Here is a 16,093-nt window from a genome sequence, read left to right on the forward strand (position 1 = left end):
GCGTTTTTTATTTACGGCTGCGAGGTGACCATGGGTCCGATCTTGAACAAAGCAGTTTTCTTCGCACTGGCTGCAGTTGTTTTGCCAGTCATTCAAGGTTGTGCAGTAGTAAGCGCCACAGCGGGCGCTGCCATTTCAATTACCGGGGCCGTTGTGTCAACCGGCATCAAGGTCACAGGCGCGGTTGTTGAAGCTGGCATTGATGCGGTCAGCGATGACGACGAAGAACTCGACGAGTAAAGCCACCCCATTTAAAGCTTGCTCACCACCAGCTCTTGATTGAGTCCCCAACCTTCCTATCGTTTACCCCAACCACTAGGGGATATCCGAACTTATTCACTGCACTTTGGTCTGGTTGAAGGTACTTTCATACGTGATAACCTTTCTCGTCACATTCGCAGTGGAGCCTCTGGCTTGATCAAACGTCTGGTTTATTTTCTTGTTCTCGTTCTCTTGTTGGGGGCTGCCTACTCAGTTTCTCAAACACTGCTGGGAAATTCGTCTGTCAATGCGCCCAATCAGGGCAGCAAAGGCGCAGCGCCCAAGGTCTTGGTCGAGGTTGTAAAGCTTGAGTCCACCGCAAGTTCTTTTGGTGCCATTGCAAGCGGCTGGGCCGACAAATCCGCAGAAGTCTTTGCCATCGTGGATGAGAAAGTCACTCAGGTTTTGTTCAAGCCACAGCAAAAGGTAAAAAAGGGCGAATTACTCGTTCAACAAGACGATCGAGAAGAACAGTTGGCGCTTCGGCTTGCGGAAGTACAGCTGAAGAACACCAAAAGTTTGCTGGACAGATACAAACAAGCAGTGGGCAAGGGGGCGGTGCCACAAACCCAAGTTGATTCAGCCCAAGCCGATTACGAGGCTGCACAAGTGGCTGTTGATCAAGCGAAACTTGCTATTTCAAACCACCAAATTCGTGCTCCTTTTGCCGGTGTTGTCGGAATTACCGATATTGACCCTGGTCAACGTATAGGCCCCGGCGTATTGGTCACCGGTGTGGATTCCCGTGAAGTTATTTATGTGGATTTTGAGGTGCCTGAGGCCTTGGTTGGTCAATTGAGTGCCAGCAAAATGGATCAGATTGAAGTGCTTGCCAGCACGCCTTCTGTACCTGGCCAGGAATTCAAGGCGCGTGTGGTTGCCTTGGACAGTCGTTTGAATGCTGAAAAGCGATCGCTGCGCGTTCGGGCAAATATCAGCAATCCCGATGACTTATTGCGCCCTGGCATGTCGTTCGCAGTGCAAATGGCAGTAAAGGGGCAAATGCTCGCCTCGGTGCCAGAAATTGCTTTGCAATGGGACAGGGAAGGCTCTTATGTCTGGATGATTCGAGAGGGAAAAGCCGACCGTGAAAACGTGCGCGTGGCCGACCGGCGTCAGGGCCGTGTGTTTCTCGATGGCAACATCAAAGAGGGTGAATCTGTGGTGGTTGAAGGTGGTTTGCGGCTTGCAGAAGGCGTAGTTGTCGAACAGGTTGAGGATCCCTTGCAATGAGTCGCGCCACCGACGGTTTAACCGCACTGGGTTTGAAAAGACCCGTGTTGATCGTGGTGCTGAATTTGTTGATTATGCTTGCGGGTATTGTCAGCATGTTTGGCGTTGAGGTGCGGGAGTTACCTGACATTGACAGGCCTGTGGTGCTTGTGCGAGCGGTTTATCAAGGTGCTTCGCCCACCACCATGGATGCGGAAGTGACCTCCAAAGTGGAAGGTGCCGTGGCCAGAGTCTCTGGCGTTTTGCGCATTCAAAGTTCAAGTGAGGAAAACAATATGCGCGTGCGCATGGAGTTTTCTCCGGACATTGATGTAAACACTGCTGCCAACGATGTGCGGGAGGCTATAAGCCGAATTACCAATCAACTGCCTGAGAACCTTGACCAGCTTTTGGTGATCAAGGCCGATGACGATGCACGGCCTGTGGTTCAGCTTGCTGTGTACAGCAATACCTTGGCTATGCAGGATCTGGCTGAACGGGTTGAGCGAGATTTGGTGCCTGCTTTTGTGTCCATCGAGGGTGTGGCTGACGTGCCATTGAATGGCAGTCAACCCCGCGTACTGCGAGTGCTTCTAGACCCGGCCAAATTGGCCAGGTACGGCATGGTAGCCACTGACGTACTGAGCAGCCTTGAAACCATGAATCTCGATGTACCGGCAGGCAGTTATCTGTCGGGCAAGCAAGAGTTGCTGGTGCGTGCAAATGCCTCCACCATCGACACTGAAGCAATTAATTCCATTTTGATAAAAAATGGCGTACGGGTTCGCGATGTGGCCGAGGTGTACTACGGCCCCATGTCGGCTGAATCGTATTCTTTGCTGAATGGCCGGGCTGTGGTTGGTATGGGAGTATTGCGGCAGGCTGGTGGTAATACCATCGCCATTGCCAGCAATGTGAAAAAGCGCATGGCTGAAATCAATGCGCAGTCCAAAGACTTGCAAGTGATCATGATTTCCGACGACTCGGTTTTCATCAAAGGTGCTTTGCAGGAAGTATTGATGTCCCTGGTGTTCGCGGTGGTCGTCGTGTTGATCGTGATTGCCCTGTTTCTTGGGCAGTGGAAGGCAGTGCTGATTCCTGCGGTAACCATGCCAGTGTCACTCGTGGGTACTCTGGCCGCAATCTGGCTGGCCGGTTTCTCGGTCAATATGTTGACCTTGCTTGCTTTGGTGTTGGCCACTGGCTTGATTGTCGACGATGCGATTGTGGTCCTTGAAAATATTCAACGCCGCAAAAAACTGGGTGAAAGAATTACCGTGGCTTCGGTGTTGGGCACGCAGCAGGTTTTCTTTGCTGTCATCGCGACCACTGCCTCTTTGGTAGCCGTGTTTTTGCCCATCGCTTTTTTGCCGGGTGAAACGGGACGCCTGTTTCGGGAGTTCGGCATGGTCCTGTCCATGTCGGTGATTATCAGTACTTTTGTTGCCTTGAGTTTGTGCCCCATGCTGGCTGCCAAATTGTTGAAAGACGATGCACCCGCAACAGGTCAAACCGCTCGAATAATGGGCCCACTCCAGGGTTTTGGTGACCGAATAGCCAATGCCTACTTTCGCACTTTGGATGGTTTCTTGAAACATCGCCTGGTGTTTTTGCTTGTCTTCCTGGGTATTGCAATTGCGGGTGGTCTGACATTCACTTTGTTGAATCAGGAATTGGTGCCTCCGGAAGACAGGGGGCGCCTTGTGGTGGATTTCACCGGGCCCGACGGCGCTTCTCTTGAATACAGTGGTAGGCAGGGGCAAATCGCCGAGAACATCATGAGGCCCTATCAAGAGCAGGGACTGATCACCGACATGTTCACGATTGTAGGTCGATACGACAAAAATCGTGTGGCCATTCAAGCCAATTTGGCAGACTGGAGCCAGCGCGACACCACTCAGCAGGAGCTCGCGGCCAAATTGAGCAAGGAGTTGTCCAGTATTCCTGGTGCTCAAGTGCGTTTTCAAAATGAAAGCAGCTTGAACATTCGCGGTGGCGGCGGCGGTTTGCAAATTGCTTTGCTGGGCGACGACTACGATGTTTTGGCCAACAATGCAGATTCGCTGGCGGATGCCTTGATCAAGCAGATTGATGCGGTTCAGGATGTACGCGTTCAGTATGACACCTCCCAGCCTGAACTTGGATTTGAAATCGATCGCGAGAAGGCCAGTGATTTGCAGGTGCCTGTGAGCCGTATAACCCAAACTTTGCAAATCATGGCTGACGAATACCAGTTGCTGGATCTCAGTGTTGGGGATCAGGCCGTGCCAGTGATGCTGGGCTCCAGCAATGGTAGCCTGAATTCGCCATTTGACTTGCTGAATATATACACCAGTAGCGACACCGGGCAACTGGTACCCCTTGCTTCAATGATCAAGGTGCAAGAAAGGGGTGTGGCTGCAGAACTTGACCGACATGCACAGCGTAGGGCAGTTGAACTGAACATAGGCATACCGCCAGGTACCGATCTTGGCACCACCATGCAACAAATACGCGCTGTTGCAGATAGCACTTTGCCATCTTCGGCCACATTGATTTTTCTGGGTGAAGCCGCCACCCTGGAAGAAACTTCCAATGAAATGTTGATCACTTTTGCCGTGGCGTTGATTGTGGTGTTTCTGGTGTTGGCGGCGCAGTTTGAAAGTGTTGGCAGTGCTTTGGTGGTGATGTTTACCGTGCCGTTTGGCTTGGCTGCAGCAGTGTTTGCCCTGTTGATTACCAACCAGTCGCTCAATTTGTTCAGTCAAATTGGCTTGGTGTTGCTGATTGGCTTGATGACCAAGAATGCGATTTTGCTGGTTGAACTGATGGATCAGCTTCGCGATGAGGGGCACAGCATTGAATCGGCCATTCGTGAAGGGGCGCGTATGCGACTTCGCCCGATTGCGATGACGGTGCTTTCTACATTGTTGGGTGTGTTGCCCTTGGTGTTGACTTCAGGCCCTGGTGCAGAGGCACGAGAGGCGATTGCCTGGGTTGTGTTGGGCGGTTTGGGATTGTCTACCCTGTTTACCTTATACCTGGCACCCATGGGCTACAGTTTTATTGCGCCTTACATGAAGCCAAGGGCGCATGCCGCAGAGATGTTGGACAAGGAGATTGAAGAATACGAGGCCAGTGTGAAAAAAGGTGAGGTGAAGGCATGAAGCGCATTGCCTGGATGATTGGTCTGGTATTGCCGCTGGCTTTGTTGTCGGGATGTGCTGTTACTGCGCCTGAGCTGCCCAAATCTTCGACGAAACCACCTGAAAAATTTGTAGCGCAAAATATTCTTCAGAATCTAAGCAGCGTGAAAGACGCTGGCGTGGCAGGTGTGCGTTGGTGGGAGGGTTTTAACGACTCTGTTTTGAATGAGCTGGTTAGCACGAGCATACAAAACAATTTCCAAATCGCTTCGGCTGCAGCGCGTGTCAGGGAAGCCCGCGCGCTGCTACAACTAAGTGAGGCTGGTGATTCTTTGCTGGTTGAACTGGATGCCGAGGTCAGTGGCCAAAAATCAGATCGAAACAGCAACACCCCCAACAATTCGGGTAGCAACAATGCACGGGATGAACGCAGTGCTTTGTTGGGTTTGGGTTTTGTCTTGCCAATTGATTTGGCTGGTCGGGTTGAGCAGGAAGTTCGAGCAGCGGCAGCCAATTTGATGGCCGAGCAGGCTGGTTTGCGCGCGCAAATTATTGAAACCAGCACAGCCGTAGCCCAAGAGTATTTGAGTTTGCGTGGCAATCAAAAACAATTGGCCATGTTGCGTGAATCTGTTGAGTTGCAGGAAAAAACGCTGGCCATTGTTCAAGCTCGATTTGAAAGTGGTTTGTCACCCGAGCTGGACGTTCGGCGAGCTGAAACTTCAGTCGAAAATCTGCGAGCGAGTATTGCCCCATTGCAACAGGCACTGCAAGACTCCCGTCACCGTTTGGCGACCCTGAGTGGTCAATTTCCGGGGGCTTACGAGCAATTGCTCAGGCCTGAAGGCGATTTGCCAGAGTACGGCTTGGGCATTCCGGCGAGCGTGCCTTTTCAGGTAGTACAAGCACGCCCGGATGTTCAATTGGCGCAGGCCCGGTTTGCACAGGCGGCCGCTGATGTAGGCGTGGCACAAGCTGATTTCTACCCCAGTATCGAATTGATGGCCAACATACAAATTGGCAGTACCGCGATCAATTCAAACCCCGCGACCAGCATATTGATCGGTTCTTTGGCCGCTTTGTTGAATCAAGTGGTATACGACGGTGGCGCACGCGACGCTCGATTGAATGCGGCCGTGGCCCGTGCTGAGGGGGCGTTGGCCGAGTACGAGCAGGTGCTGAGAGTGGTTACCCAAGAGGTTGAAAATTCCTTGACCGCGATTGACTCCTCCGCATCACGCCAAACTGCGCTCGGCAAGGCAGTTGTATCGAGTAAACGGAGCTTTGAGCAGGCAGATGCCCTGTACCAGTTGGGCTTGGTGAGTTTTCTGGATGTGGTGGATGCACAGCGTGTGTATGCCAACGCCGAACAGGCCCTGGCCACGGAACAAACCAATTACGCCACCTTGATTGCTGGCTTGTTCCGTGCACTTGGTGTGCAGTCGTAATTAAAACCGTTCGGTGAAGCCAATCCCGAAGAAGTGGGTGTCCAGTTGCACATTGCCCTGAAAGTCGCCACCGCGTACTTCGGCGGGTGTAATACCGGTGTTGTTACCAACAGGCGCGGGATCTGTGTCCAGTTTTTGGTAGGCAAAGTGAATGCTGGTGTCACGGCTTAAATCGAACTGACCACCAAAAGCAAAATACTGTCGATCACTGTCTGGCAAAATCGTGATTCGGGTGGCATCGTCAATCACGCTGTTTTCAATCGCATAGCCCGCTCGCAACGTCAGCCTTTTGTACAGCTTGTAATTCAAGCCAACTCTGTACGACTCTGCTGCTACAAAATTTTGCGGGATGTTTTCCAGCGTTCGACCATTGCTTTCACGTACAAAATTCAAGGTGGTTACCGAGAAATCCTGGCGCGTGTAGGTGGCCATCAAATCCAGTTTGGGTGTGGCGTGGTGAAACACGGAGAGGCGAAGCTCATCGGGCAGCGATATTTCCTGCTTGATGATTTGTTCTGGTGCCAAATCCCCGGCTGCCTGCGGACCGTTTACACCCAAGGCACCAAACGCCAAGTTGTTGATCAGGCTGTCGCTATTCAGGAACGCGCGAAACGCGGCTTGCTCGGGTGAGTCATCAAGCTTGAACTTGCCACGGTTGCCCGTGAATTCGGTTTTCGGTCGATAAGAAATACCCACGCGTGTGTTTTCTGTGGGCTCCCACAGGCCACCCAGCTGTGCGTTGAATGCCCAGCCAAACATGCGCAAACCCGCGTTGCTTTCACCGGGAATGGGTGGGGCTCCAATAAGCGCACCTGCAGGCCCTTCAAGAAGCGCAGCAGAACCCGGGGCCAAGGCTTCTACAGCCTCGCGGTAATTCAGCTTCAACTTGATGGACTGAAAGTAACGCTCATAAGAACCGTTCAAACCCCAAGACAAAGTCGGGCTTAACTTGTAACCAAAGCCAAGGTTCAGGCGGGTCACTTTGAAGTCAATATCGCGGCCTTGATTGCGTCCCGGGAAATTTTCATCGTAATGAATCACCAGGCCATGAGAGGCAGAAGCGCCAAAGCCCATCACCAGTTTTTCGTTGATTGGAATCGCAATAAACAGGTTGGGTGCAAGCGCGCCAGCGTCATAGCCGTCTTTGCGACTGAACACCTGACCATTTTGGCCCTGTGGCGCACCGGAGTCTGCACCATCGTTGTTTTGTGTGGATGTGTAATCGGTACCAATCGTGACTACGGCAGCGCCTTGGGTCAATTCAGCGCGTTTAAACCGGGTCAGGGCGGCCGGGTTGGCGAACAAAACCGATGCATCACCAGCCTCGGCAGCTTGCCCTGCCGACGCATTTCCCATGGCACTGATGCTTGTGGCGTCAAATGCAGTACCGCCAGCGTGGGCGGAAGTGCAATAGACCACGCTCAACAACAGGGCAGTGGACACACGGTTTAATGGAAAAAAGGAATCCGTTCTTCGGGCAGAAGAATTCATGGGTATTGTCTCCGGTATTGTGGTCAATGCACTTGCGAGGGGTGGTCGCTCGAAGTAGTGACTTTTATGTAGTCATTTCAGTGTATCACCAAAGCGAAAAAATGTTACTTTCAAGTATTGAAGTAGATTGGTCACTCTAAAAGCTGGCTTTGGGCTTGATTCCTGGCCCTAAACGTGTAGCCCACCCGCAATGGGGTTAGTCCAATCTTGCAATTCAGTAAAACTCAAGGTGACCGTTAATTGAAGTAAGTAAAATTCTGCACTGAAGGGGTGTGTCATGGCGCGTATCGGCTCAAAACAGCTTGCTTTGATGGCACTCGCTTTGACGACCGGGTGTTTTTACCTGGGGGGCATAAATGCCGCTGAGCCACTTGCCCTGAAGGTGAGCGGCAAACTGGGAAAACATGGAATTGCACCTTTCCACTTGCCTGATCAAGAAAAGCTTTCACCAAGCCTGTTGGGCAAAGTCAATTTGTTCAGGGGTGTCGTGGTAGACGAGGGCGCAGTTGTTCAAACCAGACTGAGTTCATCGAAAGCTGGCTTGATTGTCTCTGAAACAAAGCCTGAATCTTCAATCAAGGCAATTTACGGTGGCTTGCAAGTTTCGCTGCAAGAAAATTTGAGTCTTGTTTACACCCCTGGTCGCCTGTCCAGCGCAACACTGAACAGCGAAAGCCAAGGGCTGTATTTGCTCGCCAATCGCGGTGGTTTGGCCAATTGGTTTTTTGGTGTTCAGTCCAATTCTTATTCCACTGCCGCTGACTCACGCCGTGTTTCGAATTCTGCACAGTTTGGCGTCATCGTCGGCTTGAATTAATCCGTTTGAATGAAAAGTTTTAACTTCCATCCGCTCTGAATACGCGATTACTGCACAGTCTCGCCATGGCGACCCGAACCTTCCTTAAATGCGGTTGCGCCTTCGACAGTTTCACCCGAGGTGAGCGTATTCAAGCCAAACTCAAATTCTTCCTCAAGCGCTTCACGTTCACCAAATCCCCACTGGGTCAGTACGCTTTGTCTGTCGTTGCGCATGCAGGTTTGTGGGTGTTTGCACAATAGACCTGCCAGCTCGATTGCACCCTCCAGGGCTGTGCGTTCTTTTTCCAGCCGGTTGGCCAAACCCCATGAAAAGGCTTCCACAGCGTCGACAGGGCGACCAGTCAAGATCATATCCATTGCCCGGCTTTGACCAATCAGGCGTGGCAAACGCACTGTTCCGCCATCGATCAATGGCACACCAAAGCGTCGACAAAACACACCAAACACTGCGGTGCTGTCAGCAACTCGCATGTCGCACCAGGCAGCCAACTCCAGGCCGCCCGCCACGCAGTAGCCAGATACCGCGGCAATCACTGGCTTACTCAACTCCATTCGGCTTATGCCCATGGGGCCTGCACCATGTCGTTCCATTCGGTTTACACGGCTGGGGTCACCCGATGCAACAGCTTTCAAGTCTGCGCCTGCACAAAAGTTACCGCCTTCACCCGTCAAAATGGCAACGCGAGCTGTTGCATCCGTTTCAAATGACTGAAATGCTTTTTCAAGCTGGTCGGCGGTGTAACGATCGACACAGTTGCGAGCCTCGGGTCGATTGATGGAAATTTTCCAGATCTCGCCTTGCTGTAAGATCTTGATGTCGACGGGTTCTTCTGCTTTGTTGTCCATCATGCGCCCTTTGTTAGATTTTGAATTGAACACAGCCTCCAGCATACCGCGAGTTAAGTCGCAGCGGCTGCCCGCGCGTTTGGTGAGCACTCGAACCGGACTTTATTTTGAATGGGGCATGAAAGCCCGCGCAAAACTTGCTGAATCCTGCCGTATTGTTTTGTCGGATGAGGCGGCCTGGAATTTGAAAGCGGATTTGATGCGTTCAGTGTGGCGAGCCCCACCAAGCATGCAGCTTCCTGACAGCTTGCTTGGCACACAGCTTGATTTTCCCATTGAAGCAGCCAGCCTGAACGACATTCAGCGGGCCTGGAGCAGTGCGATTCGCCGACGTTATGGTGGCCATGTTCTTAAACTGGCACTGCGAGTGGTGCCCAAATACACCACCTTGCTTGATTTAAGCCAAGTGGCAGCGTTTAAAACAGTGCTTCAGGACAGGCTTGGCGAGAATATTTCTTTGGCGCCTTTACTGGCCCAAGACCGCGGCATGTGGCGCAATTTGCCCAATTGGCAGATGGTCAAAAACCGCATGTTGGCGCAAGGCATGAGCCAACAAACCTGGCGGTGGTTAACACGTCAAAAAACCGCCTACATTGCCCGAATTAACTGGGGGCAATTGAGTCACTTGAGCTGGGTGAACTTTCACGCCGCCTTGGACAGAAAAATTCCGATTTCCTGGGTCGACAAGCAAACGGCGGCTTTGCTGGGTTTCGGGGGACTAAGCACATGGCTCAGGCGCAATCACGAGAATTTGAATACGGTGGCGGCCTTGAATATTTTGCGGGGAACCCGCCTGGCGCTGGAGCGCCGTGAAAGCAACTTGAAGCTTGAGCACAGAAGAGAGCTGGAGTTGGAGGAGTTTCCTTTAATTGCAGACTGGTTGCTTGGCAGTGCGGCCAGTGCGACCAAACGCCCCGTGATTATTTCCAGAAACTGGACCTACGACACTTTAATGGCCCGGCAGGCACATTGGCATTTGGTCGAGCTTGATTTGGACTTGGGGCGTCAGAATGTATTTTGGCCAGAGATTCTTGGCATGGGCAATTTGGGTGACAACATTGAGTTTATTGAATTGAACTCGTTGAATGCTTTGCTGAGCGAAGCCAAAAAAATGCACCATTGTGTGCCGTCTTACATTGATCGTTGCATGGCAGGCGATATTTGTATTTTTCATTTGCAGATTAAAGGACACACCCCACAGCGTGGCACACTGGAATTGCGACGTGTGGGCGCCAAAGCCTGGCAAATCAGTCAGTTGAAAGGGCCATGCAATGCACGGGTTTCAAGCCAGTTGTGGAGCGCGGCTCACTTGTTGTTAAGTCGTGCGAACTAAGCTGGAGTTTAATTGTATTCAAGCTGCCTGATTGTGCCGACCCGCGTGGGCTTCTTCGGCTTCACGTAACGCTTTCCTGGCTTTGGCAGAAAACTCCGCGATCGAAATTTCGTGAATTTGAAAAATGATCATTCGGGCATACAACTCGGCCAGACAAGCGGCTTGGGGGCACAGTGTCATGGTGTCCCGGGATGAAGGATATTTTGAGCGCCAATAATTGATGGCACGTTCAAGTTCAATAATCGAAATTGGCTGTTGCGCTTGCGCTGGCATAATTACACCTGCTTGGTTATTCCTGAATTCAAGTATAAACCAAAAAGCTGTTTTTATATACAGTGGAAATTCAGAGAACGCGCTTTAAGAAATTGGCAATTTCAACCACCTCTTCACCGCAAACTGAATGGGCCATGGGGTAGATGTGCCACTGAACATCAACTCCTTTGTTTTGCAGCAACTTGACTGCCTTTTCACCGCGCTCCATGAGCACGATATTGTCTTGCTCGCCGTGAGCCGCCAGCAATGGAATACCCAGATTGATCGGGTTTAATTCAGCATCCAGCGTGTTTTCGCAAGGCAGGTAAGTAGACAAGGCAATCAAGCCTGCCAGTTTGTGGCGTGTACGCAAACCAAGCTGGTAAGTAATTGCACCACCTTGTGAAAAGCCGGCCAGCACAATTTGTTCGGGCTTGAAACCCAATGCAATCTGGTCTTCAATCAATTGTTCAATGGTGGCCTGGCTTTGTCGTATTCCGCCCTCATCTTCCTGACGTTGCAAATCAACATTTTTAATGTCATACCAAGCGCGCATCACATAACCGCCATTGATACTAACCGGAATTTTAGGCGCATGAGGAAACACAAAGCGGGTGTTGGGCAAACCCATTTGCTCAAGCTCTTTGACAATGGGTACAAAGTCGTAGCCGTCTGCGCCCAAGCCATGCAACCAAACCACACAGCCCGTGGGTTGTGGGCCGGTTTCAACAACAACGCATTCAATCTTTGAGTTCATGCTCACGATACACTTCCTTCAGTGGGCTTTCGCAAGGCGGATTTTGGACGAAACGCCTTGATCACGGCTTCATTGGTTTCCATATACGGGCCGCCAATCAAATCGATGCAATAAGGCACGGCGGCAAAGATACCTTTCACAAGGCTATTGCCTTCCGTGTCTTTCAAACCTTCCAGGGTTTCTGCGATGGCTTTGGGTTGGCCAGGTAAATTCAAAATCAGGCTTTCACCACGAATTACAGCCACCTGGCGAGACAATATCGCGGTTGGTACAAAATGCAGGCTGATTTGCCGCATTTGCTCGCCAAAACCCGGCATCTCCTTGTGAGCCACAGCCAAGGTCGCTTCAGGTGTTACATCACGCTTGGCGGGGCCGGTGCCACCCGTGGTGCAAATCAAATTGCACTTGTGTTCATCGGCCAGTTTCTTCAAGGCGTTTTCAATCTCGGCCTGTTCATCTGGAATCAACACCTCAACAAACTCAATCGGGTTCAGCAACGCGTTTTGAAGCCAGGCTTTAAGGCTCGGAATGCCTTGATCCTGATAAACACCTGCTGAGGCACGATCGCTCACTGACACCAAGCCAATTTTTAAGGCATCAAAACTCATGATTCGCCTCCGTCCGCATCTTGCTCGGCTTTCTCTTCGATCAAACGGTAAATGATCTGAAACAACTGTCGAAAATTTCGGGGAGCTTTTTTGGCGGCACGTTCCTGCACTGCCTGCCTGATGATCGGGTTCAGGTTTTCCCGCGCCGCGGCGGGGTAGCTTTCAATGAACGTAGCCAACAGGCCAGGCTCTTCAATCAGGCGGTCGCGCCACTGTTCTGCCGCATGCAGGTGGAGCACCTTCAGTTTTTGCTCAACGGTCTCGCCATTCACCCAGGCTTGCACTTCCTCGTGCTCTTCGTCACGCATCAGTTTGCCAATAAACTGCATTTGCCGCTTTTTAGCGCCAAATGATTTGCACTTGTGAAATTCTGCGATCTCGATAAGCAGGCGCTCACCAATCGGTGCCCGCTTGACTTTGTCATAGGGCATTTCGCACAAGGTTTTGCCCAAATCTTGCAGGGCCAGCATGTCTCGCTTCACTGAGGACTTGCTGGGGCGATCATATTCTTCAAACTCGCCCTGTTTGTCGTTTTCTGGTTCCATGGGCTGTATATTAGCCATTTTTGGCAGCACTTTTCGCAGGGCAATATGGGCTTTAGCTTTAAATCCGAGACATTTCAGGAATTAACCGAATACGCATTGAAAAAAGCCAAATCACTGGGTGCGACCGATTGCGCGGTCGATATCAGCGAAGCGGTGGGCCAGTCGGTCAGCGTGCGCATGGGTGAAATCGAAACCATTGAACACACACGTGACAAAAGCTTTGGCGTCAGCGTGTTTAAAGGCAAGAAAAGGGGCAATGCCTCTTCGTCTGATTTCTCGCTGGAAGCAATTGATTCTGCGATTCGAGCAGCGCTGGACATTGCGAAGTACACCGCTGCGGATAAATTCGCAGGTCTGCCCGATGAGGAAAACATCTCAAGACGGCACCGTGATCTTGATTTGTATCATCCGTGGAATTTAAGCACTGCCAAAGCAGTCGAGAAAGCCCTGGCTATGGAACAGGCGGCGTTTGATGTCAGCAAGCAGATTCGAAATTCTGACGGTGCCAATGTGTCCACCGAATCTGGGCATTTTTATGCAGCCAACAGCAAGGGCTTCAAAGGTGGCTATCCATATTCGCGTCACTCATTGTCTGTTTCGCCGATTGCGCAAGCCAAGAAGTCGAAAGACAGCCCAATGCAGCGCGATTTCTGGTATTCCTCGGAACGCAAGGCCAAAGACCTGGCCAAGCCCGCAAAAATTGGCGCCTATGCTGCACAACGAGCCTTGGCCCGCTTGGGTTCTAAACCAATTACCACCCGCAATTGCCCTGTAATTTTTGAAGCTCCCATCGCGGCAAGTTTGGTAAGCCATTATGTGGGTGCGGTGTCGGGCTCCTCCCTGTATCGCAAAACCAGTTTCTTGTTGAATTCATTGGGCAAACCCGTTTGGGCCCCGCACATCACCATCAAGGAAGACCCGTTCATTGAAGGTGCGCACGGCAGTTCACCTTTCGATGAAGAAGGAGTAAAGGTAAAGGCCCGTACAGTGGTGAAAAAGGGCGTTTGCAACGGCTACTTTCTTTCAAGTTACTCGGCTCGAAAATTGGGCATGGAAACCACCGGCAACGCGGGTGGCACGCACAACCTTATTCTCAGCTCGACCAAAACAGTCTCGGGCGGCCTTGACGCACTGCTCAAAACCATGGGTACGGGCTTGTTGGTTACCGAGATGATGGGGCAGGGTGTGAATGGTGTGACTGGCGATTATTCACGTGGTGCCTTTGGCTATTGGGTGGAAAACGGCATCATTGTTCACCCGGTTGAGGAAATTACAATCGCAGGTAACTTGAAAGACATGCTGGCCAATATTGTGGCCGTGGGCGACGATGCGTATTGGCGCGGCAGTAAACATGTGGGCAGTATTTTGATCGAATCCATGACCGTTGCAGGGAATTAAAGCAAACAAGGAGACCAAGCAATGGAACGTCGTTCCTTTCTCAAAAAAGCGGGTTTGGGAGCAGCCGCCACCGCAACAGCGGCTTCAGGAACAGCCGCATTCGCCGCCGATGGCCCCAGTGTGCGCTGGCGCCTCACCTCCAGTTTCCCCAAAAGCCTGGACGCGCTGTGGGCCGCTGCACCTCAGTTGGCCAAGCGCGTGTCTGAATTGACCGGTGGCAAGTTCGACATTCGCCCTTTTGCGGCTGGCGAAATTGTGCCTGGCCTGCAAGTGCTGGACGCAGTGCAGCGTGGCACGGTGGAGTGTGGGCACACAGCTGGCTACTACTACGTGGGCAAAGATGCTGCGTTCGCATTTGAAGCTGGCTTGCCCTTTGGTTTGACCGCTCGCCAACAAAACGCATGGCTTTATCACGGTGGTGGTTTGCAAATGACCCGTGAGTTTTTGAAAGACTACAACATCATCAATTTTCCTGGCGGTAACACAGGCACCCAAATGGGCGGCTGGTGGCGCAAGGAAGTCAAAAACCTGAACGATCTGAAAGGTTTGAAAGTTCGAATTCCGGGCTTTGGCGGGAAGATCATGGCGGCCTTGGGCGCAGTGCCACAAACCATAGCCGGTGGCGATATTTACCCGGCATTGGAAAAGGGCACGATTGATGCAGCAGAATGGGTTGGGCCATATGACGATGAAAAACTGGGTTTTCAAAAAGTGGCCAGGTTTTATTATTACCCTGGATTTTGGGAGCCAGGCCCTTCATTGAGTTTTTATGTCAATCTGGACGCCTGGAGCAAACTGCCCAAGAGTTATCAGGCTGCGTTGGAAGTAGCCGCGGCCGAGGTGAATATCACCATGACGGCGGAATATGATGCCAAAAACCCGGCTGCATTGAACCGATTGATTCAATCGGGAGCGCAACTTCGAATATATCCCCGCGATATTCTGGATGCCGCCTACAAGGAAGCCGAAAAGCTTTACGCCGACGAATCCAAAAACAATCCAAAATTCAAGAAAATATTCACATCGTGGAATCGTTTCCGCAACGACCAGAACAACTGGTTCCGGGTTGCTGAAAATTCCATGGCCTCATACATACCCAGATCGAAGTAAGTTTTTGACCTACGCAAGAGGGGTCAGATATAAAGAGCGGCTGACTGGCCGCTCTTTTTCGTTTAATGGAACCAAAAGCCTGGCACAAGTCACCCAACGCAGTGTCGCCCCTATCGGGGTTGTTCGCACTTCTTTTGGCTGTCGTAATGAATGGCAAGGGCACTATTCACTTCTGAACGACGGCTTCTGACACTTGACTTGTATGGGACAAATTTATGTCGACTCCTAATCAACTACGCGTATTTATTATTGATGATCACCCAATCATTGCCATGGCTTTGCGCGACATCATGAATTCGCGCTATACCGACCTTGAGGTCAAGCTGTTCAGCCGCATCGGGCCCGCGCTTGAGCACAGCCGTTTCGAGCAACCAGACCTTGTACTGCTTGACTTGGGCTTGCCTGATATGGCGCCAGAAAAAGTACTGGAAACCGCGCTGGAAACTTTTGATTACAGCCGCACGCTGGTCATTTCTGGCAATGAAGAGATTTTGGGTGACATGGCCGATGAATACCCTGAAACGGAATTTGTATCCAAAGGCATTACCCAAGATCGCGTGCTTAGTGTGTTGGACAGTATGGTTTTGCGTTTGCGCCGCAACAACTGGACCGATCAAATCAGTCAAAAAACGCAAGCCGCAAGCGGATTCACGATTGGTCAGCGAATGGCCCGAATCACTGAGCGGCAAGTGTCTGTGTTGTACCGAATTGCCAAAGGCGAGTCCAATCATGAAATTGCCCAGAATTTGGGCCTGTCTCCTGAAACGGTGAAAACCCACGTTCGAAGCATTCTGGCCCGCCTGAATGCCCGAAATCGCCTGGAGGCCGCCATGCTCTACCGAGCCTGGCAGGAACAAAAAACCGACGAGGTTTATTCCGATTAAGCTG

At 51.5% G+C, this 16,093-nt stretch carries 15 protein-coding genes; 9 read left to right on the plus strand and 6 right to left on the minus strand.

All coding sequences use genetic code 11. From position 1 onward, the window contains the following. Window positions 1-30 precede the first annotated feature (30 nt). From B4C79_RS14935 to B4C79_RS14950, 4 genes are all read left to right on the plus strand, one after another. Complete coding sequence (locus B4C79_RS14935; protein WP_291762679.1) at window positions 31-240, plus strand: hypothetical protein; 210 nt, start codon at window positions 31-33, stop codon at window positions 238-240. A 174-nt stretch (window positions 241-414) separates the two neighbouring features. Further along, window positions 415-1,494 carry an efflux RND transporter periplasmic adaptor subunit gene (locus B4C79_RS14940; RefSeq protein ID WP_291739921.1) on the plus strand — a complete coding sequence of 360 codons (1,080 nt, stop codon included), beginning with the start codon at window positions 415-417 and terminating at the stop codon, window positions 1,492-1,494. Next, window positions 1,491-4,619: an efflux RND transporter permease subunit gene (locus B4C79_RS14945; protein WP_291739922.1), complete on the plus strand. Its 3,129-nt coding sequence runs from the start codon at window positions 1,491-1,493 to the stop codon at window positions 4,617-4,619. Before B4C79_RS14940 ends, B4C79_RS14945 begins: the two co-directional genes overlap by 4 nt. Continuing rightward, window positions 4,616-6,046 carry an efflux transporter outer membrane subunit gene (locus B4C79_RS14950; RefSeq protein ID WP_291751968.1) on the plus strand — a complete coding sequence of 477 codons (1,431 nt, stop codon included), beginning with the start codon at window positions 4,616-4,618 and terminating at the stop codon, window positions 6,044-6,046. The genes B4C79_RS14945 and B4C79_RS14950 overlap by 4 nt, the downstream gene beginning before the upstream one ends. Here B4C79_RS14950 and B4C79_RS14955 read toward each other — a convergent pair whose 3' ends face one another. Next, window positions 6,047-7,537 carry an OmpP1/FadL family transporter gene (locus tag B4C79_RS14955; protein ID WP_291739482.1) on the minus strand — a complete coding sequence of 497 codons (1,491 nt, stop codon included), beginning with the start codon at window positions 7,535-7,537 and terminating at the stop codon, window positions 6,047-6,049. Between the two features lie 277 nt (window positions 7,538-7,814). Here B4C79_RS14955 and B4C79_RS14960 point away from each other — a divergent pair, with 277 nt between their 5' ends. Beyond that, entirely contained in the window at window positions 7,815-8,354 is a 540-nt protein-coding gene (locus B4C79_RS14960; protein ID WP_291739483.1) for a hypothetical protein, read from the plus strand. Window positions 8,355-8,401: 47 nt separating this feature from the next. Here the strand turns inward: B4C79_RS14960 and B4C79_RS14965 are convergent, their stop codons facing one another. Beyond that, the gene (locus B4C79_RS14965) at window positions 8,402-9,205 is read right to left on the minus strand and encodes a crotonase/enoyl-CoA hydratase family protein (protein ID WP_171099172.1); all 804 of its coding nucleotides are present in this window, start codon (window positions 9,203-9,205) and stop codon (window positions 8,402-8,404) included. On the opposite strand from B4C79_RS14965, the gene B4C79_RS14970 reads away from it, so the two are divergent. Beyond that, complete coding sequence (locus B4C79_RS14970) at window positions 9,204-10,535, plus strand: PcfJ domain-containing protein (protein WP_291751970.1); 1,332 nt, start codon at window positions 9,204-9,206, stop codon at window positions 10,533-10,535. The genes B4C79_RS14965 and B4C79_RS14970 overlap by 2 nt on opposite strands. Window positions 10,536-10,553: 18 nt before the next feature. Here the strand turns inward: B4C79_RS14970 and B4C79_RS14975 are convergent, their stop codons facing one another. From B4C79_RS14975 to yjgA, 4 genes are all read right to left on the minus strand, one after another. After that, window positions 10,554-10,808 (minus strand): DUF3717 domain-containing protein, encoded by a 255-nt coding sequence (locus B4C79_RS14975; protein WP_171099170.1) that lies wholly within the window; start codon window positions 10,806-10,808, stop codon window positions 10,554-10,556. 70 nt (window positions 10,809-10,878) lie between these two features. Further along, window positions 10,879-11,544, minus strand: coding sequence for an alpha/beta hydrolase (locus B4C79_RS14980; RefSeq protein ID WP_291739485.1), 666 nt, complete (start codon window positions 11,542-11,544; stop codon window positions 10,879-10,881). 2 nt (window positions 11,545-11,546) lie between these two features. Further along, on the minus strand, window positions 11,547-12,152 hold the full coding sequence (gene mog / locus B4C79_RS14985; RefSeq protein ID WP_291739486.1) for a molybdopterin adenylyltransferase: 606 nt from the start codon (window positions 12,150-12,152) through the stop codon (window positions 11,547-11,549). Further along, on the minus strand, window positions 12,149-12,715 hold the full coding sequence (gene yjgA / locus B4C79_RS14990) for a ribosome biogenesis factor YjgA (protein ID WP_275270814.1): 567 nt from the start codon (window positions 12,713-12,715) through the stop codon (window positions 12,149-12,151). Before yjgA ends, mog begins: the two co-directional genes overlap by 4 nt. 27 nt (window positions 12,716-12,742) lie before the next feature. Here yjgA and pmbA point away from each other — a divergent pair, with 27 nt between their 5' ends. From pmbA to B4C79_RS15005, 3 genes are all read left to right on the plus strand, one after another. Beyond that, complete coding sequence (pmbA, locus tag B4C79_RS14995; RefSeq protein ID WP_291743434.1) at window positions 12,743-14,095, plus strand: metalloprotease PmbA; 1,353 nt, start codon at window positions 12,743-12,745, stop codon at window positions 14,093-14,095. Between the two features lie 21 nt (window positions 14,096-14,116). Next, a complete protein-coding gene (locus B4C79_RS15000; protein WP_291743431.1) occupies window positions 14,117-15,205 on the plus strand; it encodes a TRAP transporter substrate-binding protein in 1,089 nt (362 codons plus the stop codon). 215 nt (window positions 15,206-15,420) lie between these two features. Then, complete coding sequence (locus B4C79_RS15005; protein ID WP_105029158.1) at window positions 15,421-16,089, plus strand: response regulator transcription factor; 669 nt, start codon at window positions 15,421-15,423, stop codon at window positions 16,087-16,089. Window positions 16,090-16,093 lie beyond the last annotated feature (4 nt).

This window comes from Limnobacter sp. UBA7229 (assembly GCF_002473065.1).
In the GTDB taxonomy this organism is placed as follows: domain Bacteria; phylum Pseudomonadota; class Gammaproteobacteria; order Burkholderiales; family Burkholderiaceae_B; genus Limnobacter; species Limnobacter profundi.